Source organism: Catellatospora methionotrophica, from assembly GCF_011297335.1.
GTDB lineage: Bacteria > Actinomycetota > Actinomycetes > Mycobacteriales > Micromonosporaceae > Catellatospora > Catellatospora methionotrophica.
This window is the reverse complement of the sequence record NZ_JAAOTJ010000017.1, coordinates 54664-68906: the sequence shown is the minus strand read 5'-3', so window position 1 is coordinate 68906 and position 14243 is coordinate 54664. Positions and strand designations below refer to the sequence as shown.

The window sequence follows — 14243 nt, the reverse complement described above, 5'->3', positions numbered from 1 at the left end:
CGGCGGGGCCGTGCCCAGCCGCCCGCCGACGCCGGGCGACGCCTGCCGAGCCGGGTCCGCGCGGCCCGGCAGTCGCTCCGATCAGCTGCGGAAGGGGCCGGTGACCTCGTACGTGATGCCGCCGGAAGAAGAGCCCGAGGTGCCCCGCTGGGACGAGAAGTAGAAACGGTTCCCGGCCGGGTTGAAGGCCGGGCCGGTGACCTCCGAGGAGCTCTGCCCCGTGATGCGCAGGAACGGCGCGATGACGTCGTCCGGGGTGATCACGCAGATCTCCAGGTTGCCGCCGTCCTCGGCGACGTACAGGTCGCCGCTGGTCGCGCTGCCGGTGATGTTGTCGACCCCGGTCAGCGGCGGTGTGCCGCTCACCAGCGAGTCGTCGTACGCCAGCTCGATCTTGGAGGTTGCGGTGTTGTACGCCCAGACCCGGTTGTCGCCCTTGGTCGTGAAATAGACGATGCCGTTGTCGTACCAGCAGCCCTCGCCGCCGTTGAACCTCTTCACCCCGCTGACCTGGTTGCGGGTCGCGGTCGGCGAGCCGTCCGGGTCGGGCACGGTGGCCCAGGTGAGCGTGACGGCGGTGCCCGAACCGCCCTTGGCGACCTGGAGCGTGCCGGTGGCCAGGTTGCCCCAGCTGTTCGGGATGAACCGGTAGAAGCAGCCGTTGGTCTCGTCCTCGGTCAGGTAGATGACGTGGTTGACCGGGTCGCAGGCGGCGGCCTCGTGCTTGAAACGGCCCATCGCCGGGCGGGCCGCAGCCGCGTTCACGCCCCACGGGTCTGTCTCCCACACCCGGCCGGTCGACGTCTCCTCGCACGACAGCCACGTGTTCCAGGGCGTATGCCCGCCCGCGCAGTTGGTCGAGGTCCCGGACAGGATGCGGTACGCGCTGGTCACCGTGCCGCCGGAGTTGAACTTCACCGCCGACGCCCCGCCCGAGGACACCTCGGCGTTGGACACGTAGATCCAGCCCGAGCCGTCGGCGAAGCAGGCGCCGCCGTCGGGAGCGGCATGCCAGGTGTACGAAGTGCCGGGCACTGTCTGGCTGGAGCGCGCGATGACCCGGCTGGTGAAACCGGCGGGCAGCATGATCCCGTTCGCGTCGGCCGCCAGCAGCGCGCCATAGGGGCCCGGACCGGGCTGGGCGGGCGCGGCGAACGCCTCTTTCCACAGCGCGCCCGAGAAGGCGGCAGCGGCGCCGCCCACGAATCCGGCACGCAGCACGTTTCGACGGTCCACGTTAGACCTCCACGTCGGTCGATGTCTGTCGCCAGCACGCTAGGTGCCGCAGACGTCGCCCATCCCGTGGTCAGATGAACTCCTCGTGTCTCCACGGTAGCCGGGAGACAGGCCAAGATCCGCGCGCGACCGCCACCGCGATCACTGCTGAGACGCGCCGCCCGCTGGAGCCACCACCTGGTGGTACGAGAGCTCGTACCGGTGCGCGCCCTTGACGAGCACGCTCGCCTCGATCGGGCGGCCGCCGTCGGTGCGCACCGTACGGGCGGTGCGCAGCACGGGAACCTCGCCGGGCAGTTCGAGCAGCCGGGCTTCCTCGGTCGTGGCGGAACGGGCGGAGATCCGGTCGGTCCAGTCGACCGGCGGGTGTCCGGCCTCGGCCAGCAACCGCGGTATGCCGCCGCGGACCAGTCTGCGCTCCGCGAGGGCGGTGCCCCGGGCGAGGTCCAGCGGGAAGTACAGCCACGCCAGCTCGACCGGCTCGTCGTCGAGGAAAAGGACCTGCTGGCGCAACTGCGCCCCGACGCCGTCGGCGAGCCCCAGCGCCACCGCCACTGACGCGGGCGGCTGGACCTCACGCACGTCGACCAGGTGTATGCGGCCCCGGCCGTGGCCGCCGCCGTCGGTCCAGCGGGAACCGGCACCGGGTCGAGCCGGTGGCATGTAGGCGGCGGGTTCGATCGCCAGCGGCGAAAGGTCGCGCACGAACACGCCCAGTCCCGCCCGGCCGACGACGAATCCCTCGTCCTTGAGCACGGCCAGTGCCCGCTGCACCGTCTGCCCGGTCACCGCGAATCGGGTCATGAGCTGCTGCGTCGACTCCAGCCGGGTGCCGGTGGCCAGCTCACCCGACATGATCAGGGCACGTAGTTCGGCGGCGATCTGGTGGTGGCGCGGCCTAGCGTCGCGATACGCCATCGTCGTCCACCTTCATCCGGTAACGGAATACGCGTCCCTCCGGCCGCATCACCATCACCGCGACCTCATAGGGGCTGCCGTCGCGCTCATAGGTCACCCGGACCAGCTCCACCACCTGGCTGCCGCCTGGCAGATCGAGCGCGGCCGTCTCGGCCGCAGTGCCCGGCCTGACGGCCAGTTGCTCGGCCACCTCGTCGGGCCGGAAGCCGAGTTCGGCCAGTAGCGTCGGCGCGCCACCACGGATCCGTGCGGCTTGGGCGAGCCCGGTGCCTCGCGCAATCTCCAGCGGGTAGTACGAGTCGGCCAGTTCCACCGGCTGCCCGTCGAGCAGCACCAGGCGGCGACGTACCACCACGGCCGGGCCGAGCACCGAAGCCACGGCTCCCGGCGGGACCACTTCGGCCACTTCCAGCAGCCGCTGGGAGCCCACCCGGCCCTGCTGGGCGGCTTCGGTGGTCCACGCGTCAGGAGCACCCGGCGGCTGGGGCAGCACATAGGACACGGGTTCGCCCGCGTGCCGGCCCAGAGGTCTCATGGTGCGCACTCTACCCCCGACACAACCTTGATGACTTAAGTAGCAAGGCATTAAGGTTAACAGCGACGCATGTCACTTCCTTGAAGTGGAGCACCCATGAGCGCCGGACCGGCGGATCCCCTGTCGAACCTTGCGTATGGCGACCTTGCCGTGGCCCTCTACCACTCACCCATGCCAACGGACGCCGCCCTCGTGCGAGCAGCGGCGACGGCGCAGATCGAGGCGTGGGTGCGCGACGGCATCGCCGCCGCCGGAGGCTTGGCGCAGGTCGCCGTACTCGCTCAACGCTCTCGTGAGCTCGGCACACTGCGGGCGAGGGCACGGGCCACCGTCATGGAGCGCCAGGAGTACGCCGCGATGTGGCCGTCCTCTGCCCGCGCGAACCTCGCCTGCGCGCTGGCGTACCACGTGATCCGCAGGCGGATCGCCGAGCCTGGCCAACTGCCGCGGCACTAGGAAAGATCGCTGTTTCGGGTCAGAACGTGTGGTCCAACCACACTTTCTGACCCGAAACAGCGATCTTGAAGCGGCGCCTCGCGGCGCTGGGGCGGGGCGGTCAGGCCTCCTTGAGGCCGTAGCGGCGGTAGACGAGGCGGAGGGGGCCGGGGGCCCACCAGTTCCAGCGGCCCAGCAGGCGCATCGTGGCGGGCACCAGCACCGCCCGGACCAGGGCGGCGTCGATGGCCACGGCGACCACCATGCCGACGCCGAGCACCTTGATCGTCGTGGTGCCGCCGGTCGCGAAGCCGCCGAGGACCACCATCAGCAGCAGCGCCGCCGCGGTGATGATCCCGCCGGTGCGCTGGAGCCCGGACGCGACGGCCTGGGTGTTGTCGCCGGTGGCGTCCCACTCCTCGCGGACCCGCGACAGCAGGAACACCTCGTAGTCGGTGGCGAGCCCGAACAGGACCGCCAGCATCAGCACCATGTTGCCGGGTTCCAGGAAGCCGGTGACGGTGAAGCCGAGCCACTCCGACAGGTGCCCGTCCTGGAAGATCCACACGACGACGCCGAACGACGCCCCGATCGAGACGACGTTCATGACGATGGCCTTGAGCGGCAGCACGATGGAGCCGAACGCCAGGAACAGCAGCAGGAACGTGCTCAGCGCGACCATGCCGAGCATCCACGGCAGCCGCCCGCCGATGGAGTCGAGCTGGTCCAGGTCCGCCGCGGTACGCCCACCGACCAGCACCTGCGCGCCGTCGGGCACGGGCAGGTCCCGGATGGCCTGCACGACGTCGCGGGCGCTGGCGTCGGCGGGCTCCCCCGGGTAGGACGCCGTGATCAGCGTGGCGTCGCCCTTCTGCGCCGCGATCATGGCACTCGGCACATTGTCGACGGCCTGGATGCGGGCCAGCATGGTGTCCGCGCCGGGGCCGAGCACCAGGACGCTGATCGGGGCGGCGCTGCCGCCGGGGAACTCGGCGGCGATGCGCTCGGTGACGGTGCGCGACTCGGTGCCCGCGGGCAGCACCCGCTCGTCGAACCCGCCGAACTGGGCCCGCAGGAACGGGGTCGCGACCAGCACCAGGACTGCGGTGACCCCGAGGGCGTACAGCACGGGCCGGTTCATCACGCTGCGGGCGATGCGCGCCCAGCCGCCCTCCCCGGCGGGGCGGGCGCGGAACAGCAACGGCTGCGGCACGCGCAGCGCGTTGACCTTCGGGCCGAGTACGGCCAGCAGGGCGGGCAGGGCGGTGAGCGCGGCGAGCATGGCCACGAGCACGGCAGCCATGCCACCCCAGGCCATCGACTTGAGGAAGTCCATCGGGAAGATCAGCAGGCTGGCCAGCGCCAGCGCCACGGTCAGCCCGGAGACCAGCACGGTCCGCCCGGCGGTGGACAGCGTGCGCGCGACCGCCTCGGCGGGACCGTGTCCGGCCGCCAACTCCTCCCGGAACCGGCTGACCACGAACAGCGCGTAGTCGATGGCCATCCCCAGGCCGAGCATCGTGATGATGTTGACGGCGAACACGGACACGTCGGTGACCTGCGCGATCAGGCGTACGGCGATGAACGCGCCGAGCACCGCGAGCACCCCGACGAACAGCGGCGTGACGGCGGCGACCAGGCCCCGGAAGATGAACACGAGCAGCACCAGCAGGATCGGCAGGCTGATCAGCTCGGCTTTGGTGATGTCGTCGTTGATCCGCGTGTTCGCGTCGTCCAGGAACGGGATGAGGCCGCCGATCTCGGTGTGCAACCCGTCGGCGGCCAGGTCGTCGCGCAGCGCGGCGAGGTCGTCGAGCTTGCTGTTCTCGTCGCCGTCGCGCAGCTGGATCGCCAGGTAGGTGGCGTGCCCGTCCGAGGAGGTGAAGCGGCCGGGCAGGTTCGGGGTGTGCGCGCCGACGACGCTGGACACCTCGGGCCGCCCGGACAGTTCGGTCGCGACGGCGGTCACCGCGTCGCGGAACGCGGGCTGGTCCTGGGTCAGGCTGTCCGAGGAGTACAGCGCCAGGACGTCGACGTCCTGGCGGCCGAGCTGGGCGGTGATCTCGCGGTGCGCCCGGCTGGACGCGCTGGCCGGGTCGTCGAACCCGCCGCTGATCAGGTCGCCGAACACCCCGCCACCCCAGCTCGCGCCGATGACCAGCACCCCGGCGGCGATGCCGAGCACCAGCCAGCGCCAGCGGTACACCGCACGCCCCCACCACGCGAACATGGGATTCCTTCCCGGAACCGATATGCTTGTTTACGGCACTCATTTGAGTGAACGGTGTTTACTTTCGCGGACGGCGTTCACTGCCGTCAAGGGAGCTTCATGTCGGACACCTCACACCGCCGCGAGCGCCTGCGCGAGCGCACCTTGACCGAGATCAAGGACCTGGCACGGGCGCAGCTCGTCGCGGGCGGCCCGGCGGCGATCTCGCTGCGCGCCATCGCCCGGGAGATGGGGATGACCGCCGCCGCGCTCTACCGCTACGTGCCCGCGCTGGACGCCCTGGTCATCGAGCTGTGCACGGACCTGCACAACGAGGTGCGCATCGCCTGCGAGGCCGCCCGCGACGCCGACGGCGACCCCGATCCGGTGCGGCGGCTGCTCGTCATGGCGCGCGAGCTGCGGCGCTGGGCGCTGGCCCACCGGCCCGAGGCGACCCTGATGTTCGGGCCGCCGCTGCCCGGCGTGGAGCAGTTCCACCAGCAGTGCGACGACCTGCAGTGCGCGGGCGCGCAGCTCGGCCAGATCTTCGTGCAGCCCATGCTGGAGCTGTGGCAGGCCGGTCGGCTTCCCGACATCGGCCACGTCGACCTCGACCGCCTCGCCGGGGCGCTACCCGCCCACGGCGAGCTGCCGATCGAGGTCACCGCCGTCTTCCTGACCTCCTGGACCCGCCTCTACGGCATCCTCGCCGCCGAACTCTTCGGGCAGCTCACCTGGGCCGCCACCGACACCCAACCCCTCTTCGAAGCCGAACTCGCCTTCTTCGCCGCCCAGGTCCACCCCACCCCCACCGCCGCCGCCGCCTCGGTCCGCAACTCTTAAAGAGTTGTGCCCAAAGAGCGCCTCGGAGGCCGCGACTCTTTAAGAGTTGCGGCTTGGGTGGGCCGGGGGCCGGGGGCCGGGGGCCGCGAGTTGCGGCAGGTGGGGGGTGGGGTGGGCGGGGGGTGACTGATTCGCTGGTCAGGAAGGTAGGCTCGCGCGCTATGACGAGTGACACATCCGGTCCGCAGTTGCCTGAGCGTGCGCGCGTGGTGGTGGTCGGGGGTGGGGTCATCGGGACCTCCATCGCGTACCACCTGGCGCAGGCGGGGTGCGCGGACGTGGTGCTGCTGGAGCGGGACAAGCTCACTTCCGGCACCACCTGGCACGCCGCCGGTCTCATGGTCACCTTCGGCTCGATGTCGGAGACGTCGACCGAGATGCGCAAGTACACCCGTGACCTGTACGCCCGGCTGGAGGCCGAGACGGGCCTGGCCACCGGGCTGAAGCAGGTCGGGTTCGTGCAGGTCGCCACGGACGCGGACCGGCTGGAGGAGTACCGGCGGGTGTCGGCGTTCAACCGGCTGTGCGGCATCGACGTGCACGAGGTCTCCCCGGCCGAGGTCAAGGGCCTGTTCCCGCTGGCGAACGTCGACGACGTGCTGGCCGGGTTCTACGTCGCCGAGGACGGCCGGGCCAACCCTGTCGACGTCACCATGTCGCTGGCGAAGGGCGCCCGCCTGCGGGGCGTACGCATCATCGAGAACGTTCCCGCGACCGGGTTCCTGAAGCAGGGCAACACCGTCACCGGCGTACGCACGCCGTACGGCGACATCAAGGCCGAGTTCGTGGTCAACTGCGCGGGCATGTGGGCCCGCCAGCTCGGCGAGAAGGCCGGCGTGAGCATCCCGCTGCAGGCCGCCGAGCACTACTACCTGATCACCGAACCGATCGACGGTATGCACGGCGACCTGCCTGTGCTGGAGGACCCCTCGTCGTACGGCTACTTCCGCGAGGAGGGCGCCGGGCTCATGATCGGCCTGTTCGAGGCGCTGTGCGCGCCGTGGAAGGTCGAAGGCGTCCCGGACACGTTCTCCTTCGGCGAGCTGCCCCCGGACTGGGACCGCATGGCGCCGTACCTGGAGAAGGCGATGGCCCGTATCCCGATCTCGACCGAGGTCGGCGTGCGCAAGTTCTTCTGCGGCCCGGAGAGCTTCACCCCGGACCTGGCCCCGATCCTCGGCGAGGCCCCGGAGCTGAAGAACTACTTCGTCGCGGCGGGCCTGAACTCGATCGGCATCCTGACCGGCGGCGGCATCGGCCGCGCCATGGCGCACTGGATCCTCAACGGCCGCCCGGACATCGACGTGACCGGCATGAACATCGACCGGCTGCACACGTACCAGGCCAACCCGGCCTACCGCGCGACCCGCACGGTGGAGTCGCTGGGCATGGTCTACGCACCGCACTACCCCGGCAAGTCGATGGAGACCGCGCGCGACGCGAAGCTGTCCCCGATCCACGAGCGCCTGCGCGCCGAGCGCGGCTACTTCAAGGACGTCAGCGGCTGGGAGAGCCCCGACTGGTACGCCCCCGAGGGTGTCGCGCCCAAGGTCGAGAAGCTGTCCTGGGGGCGGCAGAACTGGTTCGGGTACTGGGCCGCCGAGCACCGGGCCGCCCGCGAGGGCGTGATCCTCATGGACATGTCGTTCATGGCGAAGTTCCTGGTGCAGGGGCGGGACGCGGGGACGGCGCTGGAGCGGCTGAGCGCCAACCGGGTCGACGGCGAGCCGGGCATGATCACGTACACCCAGTGGCTGAACGAGGGCGGCACCCTGGAGGCCGACCTGACCGTCACGAAACTGGCCGACGACCGGTTCTGGGTGGTCGCCTCCGACACCGCGCACCGGCACGTCGAGACGCGGATGCGCCGCCACTTCGAGGCAACCGGGGCGCACGCGTTCGCGACCGACGTGACCGGGGCGTACGCCCAGATCAACATCCAGGGGCCCCGTTCGCGTGAGCTGCTCGCGGCCGTGACCACGGCGGACATGTCGAACGAGGCGTTCGCCTTCCGGACGGCACGCGAGATCGACCTCGGCTTCGCCCGCGCGCTGTGCATCCGGATCACCTACCTGGGCGAGCTCGGCTACGAGCTGTACATCCCGGCCGAGCAGGCGGTGCACGCGTACGACCGGCTGGTCGCGGCCGGGCGGCCGCTGGGGCTGCGGCACGCGGGCCTCAAGGCGCTGTCCAGCCTGCGGATGGAGAAGGGCTACCGCGACTACGGGCACGACATCGACAACACCGACTCGGTGCTGGAGGCGGGGCTCGGGTTCGCGGTCGCACTGGACAAGCCGGGCGGGTTCATCGGGCGCGACGCGGTGCTGGCCAAGAAGGCCGAGGGGCCGCTGCGCCGCCGCCTGCTACAGATCCTGGTCACGGACCCGGACGCGATGATGTTCCACGCCGAGGTGGTGCGGCGCGACGGGGTGCCGGTGGGCTACATCAGGGCCGCGTCGTACGGGCACACGCTCGGCGGAGCCGTCGGGCTGGCGATGATCGACGCTGGGGACGTGCCACTCGACCAGGGCTGGATCGACGCGGGGACCTGGACGGTGGAGGTCGCCGAGCGCACCTACCCGGCCACGGCCGCCCTGCGCCCCCTCTACGACCCGAAGAACGAGCGCGTCAGGATGTGACGCTCGCGCCCTCTATTGACACTGGCCTATCTCATCGAATTCGAGCTCAGTTTTTTCGATGAGATAGGCCAGCGTCGTTGCAAGGCGGCCCCCTCGGCGCGCCCTGCCGGTGCCCGGCGGGGTTCGGGGGTCAGGACCCCGCCGGGGCTTGAGGGGTGGGGTCAGAAGTTGCCGGTGTAGAGGAGGCGGTTCGGGGAGCCGCTGCCCGGCGAGCCGACGACGCCCGTGGTCGCGTTGGCGATCAGCGCCGCCTGCACCTGCGCGGGCGTCGCGCCCGGGTTGTTCTGCAGGTACAGCGCCACCGCGCCCGCCACGTGCGGCGTGGCCATCGACGTGCCGCTGATGGTGTTGGTGGCCGTGTTGTTGGTGAACCACGACGAGGTGATGTTCACGCCCGGCGCGAAGATGTCGACACAGGTGCCCCGGTTGGCCCAGGAGACCTTGCTGTCGTTGGTCTGCGTCGCCGACACCGTGATCGCCTCGGGCACCCGGGCGGGCGAGTAGTTGCAGGCGTTGGCCGCGAAGAGGCCCAGGATGCCGTTGCCGGCCGCGATGGCGTACGTGACACCGTCGGCGATCGACGCCTTCACCGCGTTGTCCAGCGCCGTGTCCGCGCCGCCGCCCAGGCTCATGTTGGCGACCGCGGGCTCGCCCGGGTCGTGGTCGGCGGTCACCCAGTCGATGCCCGCCACGACCTGCTCGGTGGTGCCGCTGCCCTCGGCGTCCAGCACCCGCACCGCGACCAGGGTCACGCCCTTGGCCACGCCGTACGTGGTCCCGCCGACGGTGCCCGCGACGTGCGTGCCGTGGCCGTTGGCGTCGTCGGCCGCGCCGCCGTCGATGGCGTCGAAGCCGGAGACGGCCCGCCCGCCGAACTCGCTGTGCGCGAACCGGATGCCGGTGTCGATGATGTACGCCCGCACCGACGACGCGGTGTTCGAGTACGTGTAGGAGTTGCTCAGCGGCAGATTGCGCTGGTCGATGCGGTCGATGCCCCAGGTCGCGGGCGACTGCGTCGCGCTGGCCCGGTGGATCATGTTGGGCTGCACGTACGCCACGGCCGGATCTGCCGCGATCCGGCGGGCGGCCAGGGCGCTGCCGCTGAACGAGAAGCCCTTCAGCCCGGCCCGGAACGTCTTGCGCAGGCTCGCCCCGTGCCGACCGGCCAGCCCCGTCGCGGCGGAGACGTCCGCGCCGGACTTGAGGACCACGACGTAGCTGTCGGCCACGACCTCGCCGCCGACGGCGAGCACAGCCGCCTCCGGGGGCGCGGCGGCAGCCACCCCGGGCAGCGCGGCGGCACCCAGCGCCACCGCGACACCCAGCACCAACACGCGGGCACGTCTCATGGTCGATTCCTCCCTGTCAGGCCGGACGCGCCACGGCTTGTGGCAGGGCGCCCCAGAACTGTTTTGGAGGAACGTATACATGGAATGTGAATATTTGTAGTCTTCACTTTATTCGCCGGACGCTGTTCACTGGGAGGATTGGGGTTCTCCCCGCGCCCTGCCGAACCGGTCGACCAGCACGTCGTAGAGCCACCAGACAGCTATGCCCAGCGGCGTGAAGATGGCCGCGAACTGGGACCTCGTCAGACCCCACGGCTTGATCAACATAGCCGTGCCGACGACCACGGCGACAGCCAGCGGCAGGCACACGGCCAGCGCTCGGCGCACTGCGCCACGACGCCGCAGGCTGGCCTCGTCTCGCCTACTCAGGTACGCCCGCAGCTGCCGTTCGGCATCGCCCCGGGCCGGGCTCAGCGCGCCGTGGCGCACCAGGAAGGCGACCTGCACGGGTCGCCTGGCCAGCCTTGCCGCTCGGCGGCTGCCGAGGGGCAGGCCGCCCGGCCAGCCATGACCGCCGAGGACCTCCCGCTCCAGATGTCGTTGATACGGCAACGGCGGGCGGCGTCCGCTGCGGCGGGTCCGGTAACGCAGCTGGGCTAGTGCGGCCATGGTGGCCTGCCAGTGGCGGCGGCTGCGTTCGAGCGTGTCCAGGGCCGCACACATCGCCCGCGGCCGGTCCAGCCGACCGTGTGCGCGGACCAGCAGCGCCAGCGTCCGGTGATAGCCGTAGGGCGCGTACGCGCTGACGCAGCGCTTCAGCGCGCGCAGCCGCGCGGCCGGTAGCAGCGTCTCGTCGCGGACGCGTCGGGCCTCAGCGGGGAATGCCACCGCGGCAGCGTAGACGCCGACCCCACCCGGCCGCGCCCGAGTTCTCGGCAGCGGCCGGGTCGCGCGTGCGCTAGGCGGCCGTCGCCGGGGCGGGAGCCTGCACCGCACCGGCCTGTCCGGCGGGCTCCGAGCGGATCTCGTGGCCGACACTGGTCAGGCAGCGGCCGGTGGCCAGGTTCCACTTCCAGCCGTGCAGCTGACAGGTGAGCTGGTCGCCCTCGACGATGCCGAAGCGGGTCAGGTCGGCCTTGAGGTGCGGGCAGCGACGCTGGAACGACCAGTCGCCCACGGTGATGTCCTCGGCGTCGGGCCGCTGCGACTCGTACCAGCCCTCGGCGTACTGCAGGCGCTCCTCGGACAGGCACTTGAAGAACGCGTACACGAACTCGTTGTACTGCCCGATCCGCGCCGCCGAGAAGCGGCAGGACAGGAACAGCGAGTTCACCCAGTCGCCCTCGTCGATATGCAGCAGGTGCTCGATCAGGCGGCGCTCGGTCCGGAAGCGGTAGCGGACCTTCTCGTCGGCCGCGATCCGGACCTCCTTGTTCGGGAAGTCCACCAGGATCGACTCGACCAGCTCACCCGCCGCGTCGGTCAGGTCGAAGCGCACCGGGCCGCCCACGCCCTGGGCCAGCCGGACCGACTCGTCCAGCAGCGGTTCGATGCGCGCCTTCATGCCGGCCAGCACGTCGATCTCCGGGTGCGACCAGGACGCCTTCTCCCGCTCGATGACCACCCGCTGCCGCTCCTGGTACGCCTTGAGGTGCTCCTCCTTGCGGGCGAAGAACTCCTCCAGGTCCGGCACCGGGTGCGTGGTCTCGCACGTGTCCCCGGTCAGCGCCGACACCGAGCCCGGCAGCAGCACCACGCCGTTGGTCCCGCCGACCTTGGCGTACTCCCGGACGAAGTCGGCCTGATCGGGGAAGATGTTGCCCTCGTCGCCGTGGATGTCGTTGAACTGCCACAGCTCGTCGTCGAGGAAGCACGGCGGGCCCGCGATCGGGAACACGTACGACGCCTTCAGGTCGTCGATGTAGCGCCAGGTGCGGTCGTACTGCCGCTCGCGCTTCTGCTTGCCGAACGCCGTCTTGGCCGCCTGCGGCAGCTCGTAGACCATCGGATACCAGATCGCGCCCGAGAACTGGAGCATGTGCGCGTGCACGTGACCCAGCTCGGTGAAGCGGATCAGGTCGGTGGGACGGGCGTCGTTCTGGTTGAGCACGCGTACGCCGTCGTGCTCGACCCACAGCGACGAGTCGCCGATCGGGCCGTCGGTCGGCGAGATCAGCGCCTGGATCATGACCTTGAGGCCGCCGTCGAGTTCGTGGACCTCGTCGGACACGGTCTTGAAGAAGCTGGTGAAGCCCAGCGCCCGCAGCTCGTCCTCCAGCTGCGAGGTCGGGTACTCCGGCAGCAGCACGGTGGCCTTCTTGTTCACGAAGCGCTTGAGGTGCGCCGCGTCGAAGTGATCCCGGTGCAGGTGCGACACGTACAGGTAGTCGACGTCGCCGAGGTGCTCCCAGTCGAGCTGAGAGTTGTCGGGGAAGGGGAACCACGAGGCGAAGTACGCCGGGTTCACCCACGGATCGCACAGGATCGAACCCGCCGCCGTGTCGATCCGCATGCTGGCGTGTCCCGTACCCGTGATCCGCACTGCCCGTTTCCCTTCTCGCCCCGTAGTGGACCTGATAGACGCTACCTGAGCGCTCCGGTGGGCCCGTTCACCGCCACCGCTGCGGCGGGATGCCGGACTCCCCCCGACCTAAAGGATCACGCCATGCCAGACTGTATTGCCGCCACCGCGACGCGCGCCGTCGGCGGAGGCCTGGAGTCGAGAGAGAAGGACCTGATCGTGGCCGCAGAAGAGCCGGTAACCTCGCCCGACCAGCACGCTCCCACCCCGGTGAAGGCCGCCCGGATCGCTGGGACCGTGGTCATCGTCATGCTGCTGCTGATGCTGTTCGGCAACCACGAGGGCAACGTCGAGTCCATCTGGCTGATCGGCATCGCCGGGCTCCTCGCCGTGATCATGATCATCGACATCGTGCTGCGCCGCAACGGCCTGCGCGACTGACGTGCCCTGAGCGGCTGAAATGCAAGAACGGCCCCGGCCGCGCCCCTGAGGGCTGCGGCCGGGGCCGTCACGCTTTACGCGGTCAGCGCCTGCCGACGATGTCGCGCACCTCGCGCAGCGCCTGCTCGACCTCGGCCTCGTAGTAGCCGCCCGGCACCAGGTTCAGGCGGCCCGCGTCGAGCTCGCCCTCGTTGACCGTGCCGCCGGTGCGCCCGGACAGCGAGCCCAGGACGTTCTCGAACAGCCGGTCGACCTGCTGCGGGTCGTAGCCGCTGCCGAACCGGCGCAGCTGGAACGTACGCCGCAGCTGGTCCACCCGGGCCAGCTCGCCCGTGTAGGCCGGGCCCGCGGGGGCGGCCGGAGGCGGCGGAGGCGGGGGCGCGAAACCGCCGCCGCCACCGTACGTGGACGGGTTGGCCGAGGCCGGGGGCACCGCGCCGAACGTGTTCGTGGCGTCACTGTCGTAACCGCCGCGCTGCGGCGCACCGCCGTACACCGGCTGCTGCGCGGTGACGGAGCCGAAACCGCTGCTCGGCCCGTACGGGTCGACGCGCGGGGGCTCGTTGCGGGGCGGCTCGGGCATACGCGGCGGCTGCGGCCGCTCCATCCGGATCTCGCTGGTCATGTCGGCGCGGCCGTGACCGCCGCCGAAGCCGTCGAAGCTGCCCTGCGGACCCGGCGGGACCACGGGCACCTGGCCGCCCGTGTTCGGGCCGCCCATCCCGGGCTGACCCGCGTAGGAGGGCTGCTCGTCGAAGCGCGGCTGCTCGTAGCGCGGCGCGCCCGTCGGCGCGTTGGCGGCGGGCGTGCGGGTCGGCAGCGGCGGAGGCGGCGGTCCCATCCGGTCCGGCACGGGAGCGGGGGCCGGGGTCGGCGCGGCCATGTTGGCCCGCAGCTCGGCGCCGCGGCCGGGCGCGGCAGGGCGCTCCTCCAGCTCGGCGAGCTGGCGCTCGACCCGGTCGAGGTGCAGGTCGACCTGCCACTCGTCGTATCCGCCGAAGCGCACCCGGAACACGACGTCCCGGACCTCCTGCGACCTCACGTCCGGACCGACCGGGGCGCCGTTGAGCGTCGCCTCCACCCGGTCCAGGAAGGTGTCGACCTCGTCGACCTTGTATCCGCGGCGCACCGCCCGGCGCCGGAACCGCTGACCATGCGAGCTCACGACGAAACCTCA

The 14243-nt window shown here is 71.0% G+C and carries 12 protein-coding genes; 4 read left to right on the top strand and 8 right to left on the bottom strand.

Annotated elements, in window-relative coordinates; translation table 11 throughout:
• Window positions 1–81: 81 nt before the first annotated feature.
• From HAV40_RS29185 to HAV40_RS29175, 3 genes are all read right to left on the bottom strand, one after another.
• Entirely contained in the window at window positions 82–1236 is a 1155-nt protein-coding gene (locus tag HAV40_RS29185) for an alkaline phosphatase PhoX (protein WP_166386855.1), read from the bottom strand.
• A 141-nt stretch (window positions 1237–1377) separates the two neighbouring features.
• Window positions 1378–2154 (bottom strand): GntR family transcriptional regulator, encoded by a 777-nt coding sequence (locus HAV40_RS29180; protein ID WP_166386853.1) that lies wholly within the window; start codon window positions 2152–2154, stop codon window positions 1378–1380.
• The gene (locus HAV40_RS29175; protein ID WP_166386851.1) at window positions 2135–2689 is read right to left on the bottom strand and encodes a UTRA domain-containing protein; all 555 of its coding nucleotides are present in this window, start codon (window positions 2687–2689) and stop codon (window positions 2135–2137) included. The genes HAV40_RS29180 and HAV40_RS29175 overlap by 20 nt, the downstream gene beginning before the upstream one ends.
• Window positions 2690–2860: 171 nt before the next feature.
• Here HAV40_RS29175 and HAV40_RS29170 point away from each other — a divergent pair, with 171 nt between their 5' ends.
• Window positions 2861–3145 carry a hypothetical protein gene (locus tag HAV40_RS29170; RefSeq protein WP_166386849.1) on the top strand — a complete coding sequence of 95 codons (285 nt, stop codon included), beginning with the start codon at window positions 2861–2863 and terminating at the stop codon, window positions 3143–3145.
• A 100-nt stretch (window positions 3146–3245) separates the two neighbouring features.
• On the opposite strand, the gene HAV40_RS29165 is transcribed toward HAV40_RS29170, so the two are convergent.
• Window positions 3246–5354, bottom strand: coding sequence for an MMPL family transporter (locus HAV40_RS29165; protein WP_166386847.1), 2109 nt, complete (start codon window positions 5352–5354; stop codon window positions 3246–3248).
• 99 nt (window positions 5355–5453) lie between these two features.
• On the opposite strand from HAV40_RS29165, the gene HAV40_RS29160 reads away from it, so the two are divergent.
• On the top strand, window positions 5454–6176 hold the full coding sequence (locus HAV40_RS29160) for a TetR/AcrR family transcriptional regulator (RefSeq protein ID WP_166386845.1): 723 nt from the start codon (window positions 5454–5456) through the stop codon (window positions 6174–6176).
• 161 nt (window positions 6177–6337) lie between these two features.
• Window positions 6338–8815 carry a GcvT family protein gene (locus HAV40_RS29155; protein WP_166386843.1) on the top strand — a complete coding sequence of 826 codons (2478 nt, stop codon included), beginning with the start codon at window positions 6338–6340 and terminating at the stop codon, window positions 8813–8815.
• Between the two features lie 161 nt (window positions 8816–8976).
• Here the strand turns inward: HAV40_RS29155 and HAV40_RS29150 are convergent, their stop codons facing one another.
• The 3 genes from HAV40_RS29150 to HAV40_RS29140 all read right to left on the bottom strand — a co-directional run bounded on the left by HAV40_RS29150 (window position 8977) and on the right by HAV40_RS29140 (window position 12640).
• A complete protein-coding gene (locus HAV40_RS29150) occupies window positions 8977–10164 on the bottom strand; it encodes a S8 family peptidase (protein WP_166386841.1) in 1188 nt (395 codons plus the stop codon).
• 126 nt (window positions 10165–10290) lie between these two features.
• Window positions 10291–10992: a hypothetical protein gene (locus HAV40_RS29145; RefSeq protein WP_166386839.1), complete on the bottom strand. Its 702-nt coding sequence runs from the start codon at window positions 10990–10992 to the stop codon at window positions 10291–10293.
• A gap of 70 nt (window positions 10993–11062) precedes the next feature.
• Entirely contained in the window at window positions 11063–12640 is a 1578-nt protein-coding gene (locus HAV40_RS29140) for a Rieske 2Fe-2S domain-containing protein (RefSeq protein ID WP_166387000.1), read from the bottom strand.
• 204 nt (window positions 12641–12844) lie between these two features.
• Here HAV40_RS29140 and HAV40_RS29135 point away from each other — a divergent pair, with 204 nt between their 5' ends.
• The gene (locus tag HAV40_RS29135; protein ID WP_239086927.1) at window positions 12845–13066 is read left to right on the top strand and encodes a DUF2631 domain-containing protein; all 222 of its coding nucleotides are present in this window, start codon (window positions 12845–12847) and stop codon (window positions 13064–13066) included.
• A gap of 82 nt (window positions 13067–13148) precedes the next feature.
• On the opposite strand, the gene HAV40_RS29130 is transcribed toward HAV40_RS29135, so the two are convergent.
• Window positions 13149–14231, bottom strand: coding sequence for a DivIVA domain-containing protein (locus HAV40_RS29130; protein WP_166386835.1), 1083 nt, complete (start codon window positions 14229–14231; stop codon window positions 13149–13151).
• Between the last annotated feature and the right edge of the window lie 12 nt (window positions 14232–14243).